Genomic DNA, 7539 nt, shown 5'->3' on the forward strand with positions numbered 1-7539 from the left:
TCATGCCGGAGGGGTTCCACCCGTTCCCATATCGAACACGGAAGTTAAGACCTCCAGGGCCGAGAATACTTGGGGCATAGCCCCTGGGAAAGTAGGTCATCGCCAGGTAAACAAGCGATAGACTGCCGATAGGCAGTCTATCTGTGTTTATGAAAGAAATGAAAGAAGGCTACCGGGGTTCCACCCGTTCGATCCACGCTGCAGGAGAATGCGTATCGGGACGCAGCGTGGCGAAAAGCTCGTCCGCTTTTCGTATATCGAACACGGAAGTTAAGACCTCCAGGGCCGAGAATACTTGGGGCATTGCCCCTGGGAAAGTAGGTCATCGCCAGGTAANGGCATTGCCCCTGGGAAAGTAGGTCATCGCCAGGTAAAACAAACGATAGACTGCCAATAGGCAGTCTATCTGTGTTTCATGAACGAAATAAAAGATACTTACCGGGGTTCCACCCGTTCGGATCCACATTGCTGGAGAATGTGTCACAAGTCGCAATGTGGCGAAAACCTCGTCCTTCGTCACGAAGTGATTCTCTGGGGTTGGTGGCTCGGCGAAACCCTCCACCGGAGGCTTTCGTGCTTTTCGTATATCGAACATAGAAGTTAAGGATCCACACTGCAGGAGTCTGCGTCACGGGACGCCGTGTGGCGAAAGGCTCCATCGGAGACTATCGAATCGCTTGTTTGTGCGTCATGCGTGGCGATTCACTTAGTGGTGAAAGTTTACTATGGGGATTTACAGTTAGGGAAGACAAGGAAACTGGTCAGCATCCTACCCAAACGTAAAGTAAAATCTTCAAGTGATCAGAAAGATCTGTGGCTTCCGCACGGTATACAGGCAAGGGCGATTATGATATTTCTGCCTTAGTCTTGCTCGCAGAAGATATGTCTGGAATCAGAAACTAAAGCCGTTTGAGAATGTTTTTTCAATGAGAAGCGAAATATTTTTAAGATTAGAGTGCGAATGTAGGGAGTGTTTCAAATTATTATCGATTATGAAAAGGTTTACTTCGGTGGTAGAGGCCCCCACCAAAGCCCAGATGTTCAGCTTTAGCTAGACGAGTTCACTTATATATTCTGGGAAGGGTAGGCATTAATGAAAATGAGCGATTTGTCCGCAAGATAATAATGTGGAACAGAGATTTAATTTGACTTATTTCGTTTAACTTGCCCAATTAAGTATACGTTTGTGACTCCAAAGTGTATATCAAAAAGATACAAGAGCCTTAAAGGCTTAAAGCTTTAAGAATTTTTTAATTATTAATAAAGAATATATTTTCCAACTTAAAAAGAGAAAGTGGGCAATGTTTAAATATTATTTATAGGATCTTTTACTAGAAGTGTGTTAAACTGTTATTGTATGGGGGAATAATAATATGGAAAATATTAATTATGACGCTTTGGCTTTTGATGAGGACGAAAAAAACCTCATTAGAGAATATGGTACACTCAATCATTATCAAAAGGGTCAGATTATTTTCTCCGCTGGGGATACTGCTGATAGAATTTATTTAATTGAGAAGGGGTTCGTTAAGATTTACCGAATTACCCCGGACGGCAGGAAAGTCACAGTTGGAAGCATGCGGAGTCCTGGTCAGCTTATGGGACTCGCTGAAACTTTGTATCATGGAGAGCGCACTTGTTTTGCTGGAGCGATCAGTGATTCAATTTTAGTTGTTGTGCGCAAATCACGTTTTGAGGAATTGCTTGAAAAACAACCAACTATAGCAATAAAGGTTGCTACTACTTTAGGCATAAGAATGCGAGAAGCAGAGGCTATCATTCAGGAAATGGTATGTTGGCAAGTACCTGGTAGACTTGCGATGTTATTATTGAAAATGTCCGAGCGAGCAGGGGTTGAAACTGAAGCGGGAACAAAGATTGCATTACGCTTAACACATGAAGAGATAGCCTGTATGATAGGAACTACTAGACAAACCGTAACTTCGCTGCTCAATACGTTTAAGCAAGAAAACAGTATATCTATTGAAGGGCGAGAAATGTACATTCTCGATGCAGAAAAATTAATGAAATGGATTGTTTAGAGACAGACTAGCAAAATGCTAGTCTTATTTTTTATGTCTATGATTTTTCTTCTAGCAATTGGCAGATTGCGTTTTTTTTGCTCTCAAGGGCTCTCCGGGAAATCAGGACGTATGGATGATAACCAACTTTCATTTGTGATGAAAAGATCTAGTAAATCATGTTAAATTATCCTTGATTAAAGGTCAAGATAATGACCAAAAGATCAACTGTAATTTGTTATACTTCAATTAAGGATAGTCATCGTAATAATCCGGAAGTTTTTGTTAAGAGGGGTACTTGAGATGAAATGTGCATCTTGTGCCATCTTCTATTTCAACTATTTGTTTGAAGGAAAAGTATCTTAACAAGAAATACGAATAGGATAAGCTTTTCGATCAGTTTTACGAATAGTTTTTATAAACAGCCACTATATATTGCAACATTTGGCCAAAATGTTAGCTCTATAAAGTGGCTGTTCGTTTATTTGGATTATTAGATTTGATTCAATTTCATGAATTAAAGTGGGCAAAAACGCTATTCTCCATTTTTAGCACATTTTAAAGCAAAATAGCTCTTTGAATTTAGGCTATAGTTCAAACTTGATTGTAGGCGGAATTTTAGTTCTCAATTAGAATTGGCTATTGATACCAGGATCAGGGCTTTCTTTAAGGGGATCCAAAAATACAAGAATTCCCCATAGACCCAAATCACAAAATAAAAGTGGAGCTAAGCCTGGAGCTTGATAAAAGACTCTGGACCATTGAATGACACCACGCCCTGCCAAATCAGCAGTAAGGTGAAAAGAGAATCCCATTAATCCTATGATAAAGCTTATTACCATGGTAACGCCTAAAAGGGCAGATAACCCTCGTTCGTAATAACTATAGCTTTGAAAAAATAAAACTAATGCTGCAAAAATTCCAACATAAAATGGAAACCATGTGTAGAGATTTTCGAAACCTGTGCGGGCATGGTCAAAGTAGGCGACTAAGGCTGTGGCCAGAAACCAGAATGAGGTTGCCAGAAGCAGCCAACGGGTTTTTTGAGTAAGGTTATACTTTCGATTGGCTGGATGGTCATCAAGGGAAGTTATTATGCCAATGCTCCCTAAAGCAACAAAAGCTAAGGGAGCAAATACGGGGTTCCCGCTTATCAATCCCGCATAAGTGACGTTATCTCCCGCCGAAGCAGCTTGAAGATGAAAGCCAAAGCCCAGGATCCCGATCAAAGCTCCCAGAGAGTGAATCAAAATGTTAAGATACTTAGGGAATCCTGCTTTGGGCTTTAGAAGCAAATAGATGGTGCTAAGAGCTGCTATCGGGGAGAAAATAATTGGAATCCATTCGTAGCTGGGAATAAAGCGGTTTTCAGCATGAGCAATTAAAACATCAACAAAAACAATCAGATAGTTAATACATAGAAAAAAAAGGAGGAGGCGCGTTTTGTCAATTGGTATCTGGAGAGCTTGCCGGGTGATCCATTGATAAGAATAGCGCCTCATAGATATGGATTTCATAGACGATTCTCCTTTTTACTGACCTTCTGCTTTAGTCGATTTACTTGTATCTTGAGTGGAGGCCGTATTTATTGTTCCTTTACTTCTCAGTGCGGCATTTTGTTCTTTTAGCTCAGTCAGATCAATTAGTTGTTCATAGATTCCATGCCATTGTACGTAATCAGGACCGTTCATGAAAGCACCAAATCTCATACGTCGTCCTTCATGGTGCCAAATTTCGAAACCTTTAAAGTCAATAGAACTGGAGAAAGGAGCTGCAGGAATTAACCTGTCATCCTTCAAGCCTTTGATAATATCCTGAGCGGTTTTAATATTTTCATTGCCTTTCAAAACTACTGTGTCAGCATTGTCATATAAAGTCTTAATCGAAGATTCAGAATGACATTCCAAACAAACAGTTTGCATGTTAATACGATTCGTTTCCCAATTATTTCGTTTTTGGGCTTGAGCTGGTGTTAGTGTCCAACTAAGACGTTGTCCAACGTCATGGGTCCCTTGTGCGGCTCCAAAAGCAGCCATATGGCAAATAGCGCATGTTGGAGCATCAAAGTTTTTACTGGACAGAGTTCCGACCGGTGCATTCCAGGCCCAGGTTGAGCCCTTATTGGCATAAATCGTTCCATGAATTGATTCTTCGTAAATTTCCTTCTGAGGATGATCTGGTCCTAGGTGGCAAGACCCACATATTTCTGGCTTACGGACTTGCGCTAAGGAAAAAGAATGGCCTTGATGGCATTTCGCACAGTCCCCGAATGACCCGTCAGCGTTCGGCTTACCGATACCGTGACACACTTCACAGGCCATTTTAGTAATATCCGGTCCTTCCATATGATAAAGATCATTATACTTGCCTGTCGACGAAAGGCCATAACGTTTAAGTTGTTGATCTGTAAAAGCGGAAGCGCCGGTTTGGGAATACCAAGCAGGTGCACTATGCCTACTGTGGTCAAATTGAGCAGCTTGAGCAGGATGACAGCGGGAACAGCTTTGAGGTGTTGGGTGGAGGACAATATTATTATCATAGTGGTTAACGGTCTGTTTTCCACCCGGATCTCCGCGATGACAATCAATACAAGCTACTTTATTGGCAGCATGTTGACTCTCACCATATTGTTTAACAACCCCGGGAGTAGTTTGGTTATGACAGGAAAGACAACTTCCGCCGTTCCCCGCAAAGGAAGGAGAGGTGGGATTAATTCTATTGGAATTAGAAGCATTCCATATTGAAAATAAGTATCCCAGTCCTACAGTAATAATTAATGCTAAAATTAGGTTCCTCCAGAAGTTATTGTGCCTCATATAGCTCGGTTTTACCGAAGCACCTCCTTTAAACCGTGTTTAGTTGTCGGTAGTATTTCTTTTGTCATGAAGAATATACTTTTTTTATCTTTTTGCGGCCAGAAGACTCCCATCCTCTACAGGTGGCGAGATGAATCGCCGCCCCCCCAATTATTGCAGAACACCCGTTCTAAATTCGTTCTTGTTGTGGTAAAATAAGGATAACGCGAACGAATGGTTGAGGTGGTGGTTAAGATCAATCAAAAAATGTCTCAGTGGCATTTTGGACGAACCACTACGTACCTACACTATAAATTGGCAGTTGAAGGGATTAGCCTCCAAAAGGTCGATGAATCCTATACAACACAAACATGCCCTGTTTGTGGGAGAAGAAAGAAAACCTCCTCCAGAAATTACAGGTGTACTTGTGGATATCGAGAACACCGTGATATACACGGAGCTAAGAATATCTTGAGCAACTACAAATATGGGGTGTTTCGAGAACTATATGTAGAAGAGCCAAAGTATCTACGGATTGCCTAAGGCAAGAAGTAGTAGAAGCCATGAACCTGGCCTGTATGCGGCAAATGCATAGAGTTGCCGGTCTTACCGAAATGATGGACTCACGCCTATCGGGTGAGGCATCTCTAACGGGATATCCTTGAGACATGGATTTTGGGCTTGCCGGAAGCCCCTATCCTACGGCGAAAACAGTGTATTCGTTCTTAACGAAGTGTAGGTAGAGGAGGTTCACAGGGTTTGAAAAACAATGATTGAACTTCATAAAAAAAATATCGAAAAGTTGTTGACATTTTTATTAGCTTCGGCTATACTAAAAAAGTTCCGAAAAACAGTGGCCCGTTGGTCAAGCGGTCTAAGACATCGCCCTTTCACGGCGGCTACACGGGTTCGAATCCCGTACGGGTCACCAAATTGAATCTTGGGTTCTCGGGTGATTAGCTCAGCTGGTAGAGCGCCTGCCTTACAAGCAGGATGTCGGCAGTTCGAACCTGTCATCGCCCACCAATATTTGTGGCCCCGTGGTGTAGCGGTTAACATGCCTGCCTGTCACGCAGGAGATCGTCGGTTCAATTCCGATCGGGGTCGCCATATTTAACTAAATAAACAATGGGTAGGTGGCCGAGTGGTTAAAGGCGACAGACTGTAAATCTGTTCCGCGAGGTACGATGGTTCGAATCCATCCCTGCCCACCATTTATTATCACTCTCGACGCGGGGTGGAGCAGCGGTAGCTCGTCGGGCTCATAACCCGAAGGTCGTCGGTTCAAATCCGGCCCCCGCAACCAAGCTATTGAGTCTAGGAAATCCTAGCTTAATAATATATTGGGGTGTCGCCAAGCGGTAAGGCACCAGACTTTGACTCTGGCATTCGTTGGTTCGAATCCAGCCACCCCAGCCATAGTGAGCCATTAGCTCAGTCGGTAGAGCACCTGACTTTTAATCAGGGTGTCCCGCGTTCGAGTCGCGGATGGCTCACCAATACTCGCGGGTGTAACTCAGTGGTAGAGTGTCACCTTGCCAAGGTGAAAGTCGCGAGTTCGAATCTCGTCACCCGCTCCAAATGTGCGCTCGTAGCCCAGCTGGATAGAGCGTCTGACTACGAATCAGAAGGCCGGGAGTTCGAATCTCTCCGAGCGCACCATTCATTAAAGAATTTGCCGTTGTAGCTCAGTTGGTAGAGCGTATCCTTGGTAAGGATAAGGTCACCGGTTCAATCCCGGTCAATGGCTCCATTTATTGCGGGAGTGGCGTAACTGGCAGACGCGCACGTTTGAGGGGCGTGTGGGTAACACCGTACGGGTTCAAGTCCCGTCTTCCGCACCAACCACGTAAATACTGTGGAGAAGTACTCAAGTGGCTGAAGAGGACGGTTTGCTAAACCGTTAGGGTGGGTAACTGCCGCGAGGGTTCAAATCCCTCCTTCTCCGCCATATATATTCCTCGATAGCTCAATGGTGGAGCAACCGGCTGTTAACCGGTAGGTTGTAGGTTCGAGTCCTACTCGGGGAGCCATGGCAGGGTAGCCAAGAGGTCTAAGGCAAGCGGTTCATACCCGCTCATCCGAGGGTTCAAATCCCCCCCCTGCTACCAAATATGCGGGTGTAGCTCAATGGTAGAGCACTAGCCTTCCAAGCTAGCTACGTGGGTCCGATTCCCATCACCCGCTCCATAAGAGAATTACCGCACTAGCATAGTGCGGTTTTATATTTTGTGGTTGTTAATAGTCTTTCAAGATAATAGCCTATCTATGTATCCTTTCCACCTGTTGAATTGAGTTTCGATTGACATTTTTTCGAGTTCAGCTGAATGTATTAAAGATCGCCGGACGTATGATCCCGATTTATATGAATCATACACAACATAAACGCGCCCTGTTTGTGGGAGGCCCGCCAATAGGCGATTAAAAAAATGATGAACACAAAAAAATATATTGCATATAATGGTTGACAAAGAGACTTTAAAAATGCTATTATAGTTAAGCGCCGCAGGACACGGTAATACAGTATTTAAGATACAATAAGCACTTCTGCGGATTGTAACTTGAAATTCTTCTGAATTTCAAGTTAGGGATACACTGGTCTTTGAAAACTAAACAACAAGGACAGCCAATGAGAGAAACTCGCAAGAGTTTCAAAAGAATCATGAAATCATGAGCAGATATCATCTTCTTTAAAGAAGTGAGATAACTTTTTTGGAGAGTTT

The 7539-nt window shown here is 43.2% G+C and carries 5 protein-coding genes, 15 tRNA genes and 1 rRNA gene; 18 read left to right on the forward strand and 3 right to left on the reverse strand.

Features of this window, described 5'->3' with window-relative positions:
• Together rrf and B5Y67_RS00280 are read left to right on the forward strand one after the other, a co-directional pair.
• Positions 1-108 (forward strand): 5S ribosomal RNA (gene rrf, locus B5Y67_RS00265); the annotation flags it as partial.
• 1265 nt (positions 109-1373) lie between these two features.
• Positions 1374-2042: a Crp/Fnr family transcriptional regulator gene (locus tag B5Y67_RS00280; protein ID WP_088224614.1), complete on the forward strand. Its 669-nt coding sequence runs from the start codon at positions 1374-1376 to the stop codon at positions 2040-2042.
• Positions 2043-2650: 608 nt separating this feature from the next.
• Here B5Y67_RS00280 and B5Y67_RS00285 read toward each other — a convergent pair.
• Positions 2651-3538: a hypothetical protein gene (locus B5Y67_RS00285; protein ID WP_088224615.1), complete on the reverse strand. Its 888-nt coding sequence runs from the start codon at positions 3536-3538 to the stop codon at positions 2651-2653.
• A gap of 15 nt (positions 3539-3553) precedes the next feature.
• On the reverse strand, positions 3554-4837 hold the full coding sequence (locus B5Y67_RS00290) for a multiheme c-type cytochrome (protein ID WP_088224616.1): 1284 nt from the start codon (positions 4835-4837) through the stop codon (positions 3554-3556).
• 246 nt (positions 4838-5083) lie between these two features.
• On the opposite strand from B5Y67_RS00290, the gene B5Y67_RS00295 reads away from it, so the two are divergent.
• From B5Y67_RS00295 to B5Y67_RS00370, 16 genes are all read left to right on the forward strand, one after another.
• Positions 5084-5359, forward strand: coding sequence for a transposase (locus tag B5Y67_RS00295; protein WP_242975764.1), 276 nt, complete (start codon positions 5084-5086; stop codon positions 5357-5359).
• Positions 5360-5671: 312 nt separating this feature from the next.
• A tRNA-Glu gene (locus tag B5Y67_RS00300) sits at positions 5672-5747 on the forward strand.
• 19 nt (positions 5748-5766) lie between these two features.
• A tRNA-Val gene (locus B5Y67_RS00305) sits at positions 5767-5842 on the forward strand.
• Positions 5843-5850: 8 nt separating this feature from the next.
• A tRNA-Asp gene (locus B5Y67_RS00310) sits at positions 5851-5926 on the forward strand.
• Positions 5927-5946: 20 nt separating this feature from the next.
• A tRNA-Tyr gene (locus B5Y67_RS00315) sits at positions 5947-6030 on the forward strand.
• A gap of 17 nt (positions 6031-6047) precedes the next feature.
• A tRNA-Met gene (locus B5Y67_RS00320) sits at positions 6048-6122 on the forward strand.
• 38 nt (positions 6123-6160) lie between these two features.
• Positions 6161-6235, forward strand: a tRNA-Gln gene (locus B5Y67_RS00325).
• A 4-nt stretch (positions 6236-6239) separates the two neighbouring features.
• Positions 6240-6315, forward strand: a tRNA-Lys gene (locus B5Y67_RS00330).
• A 6-nt stretch (positions 6316-6321) separates the two neighbouring features.
• Positions 6322-6396: transfer RNA gene (locus tag B5Y67_RS00335), tRNA-Gly, on the forward strand.
• A gap of 5 nt (positions 6397-6401) precedes the next feature.
• Positions 6402-6478 (forward strand) — tRNA-Arg (locus B5Y67_RS00340).
• A gap of 15 nt (positions 6479-6493) precedes the next feature.
• Positions 6494-6569 (forward strand) — tRNA-Thr (locus B5Y67_RS00345).
• Between the two features lie 6 nt (positions 6570-6575).
• A tRNA-Leu gene (locus B5Y67_RS00350) sits at positions 6576-6660 on the forward strand.
• A gap of 16 nt (positions 6661-6676) precedes the next feature.
• Positions 6677-6767, forward strand: a tRNA-Ser gene (locus B5Y67_RS00355).
• A gap of 7 nt (positions 6768-6774) precedes the next feature.
• Positions 6775-6849: transfer RNA gene (locus B5Y67_RS00360), tRNA-Asn, on the forward strand.
• Position 6850: 1 nt separating this feature from the next.
• Positions 6851-6927, forward strand: a tRNA-Ile gene (locus tag B5Y67_RS00365).
• Between the two features lie 5 nt (positions 6928-6932).
• Positions 6933-7006: transfer RNA gene (locus B5Y67_RS00370), tRNA-Gly, on the forward strand.
• Positions 7007-7312: 306 nt separating this feature from the next.
• Here B5Y67_RS00370 and B5Y67_RS25545 read toward each other — a convergent pair.
• On the reverse strand, positions 7313-7539 hold a 227-nt coding region (locus tag B5Y67_RS25545), incomplete at its 5' end, for a hypothetical protein (RefSeq protein ID WP_207652380.1).

The sequence above is a fragment of the Desulfosporosinus sp. FKB genome (genome assembly GCF_002196705.1).
Classification (GTDB): Bacteria; Bacillota; Desulfitobacteriia; order Desulfitobacteriales; family Desulfitobacteriaceae; genus Desulfosporosinus.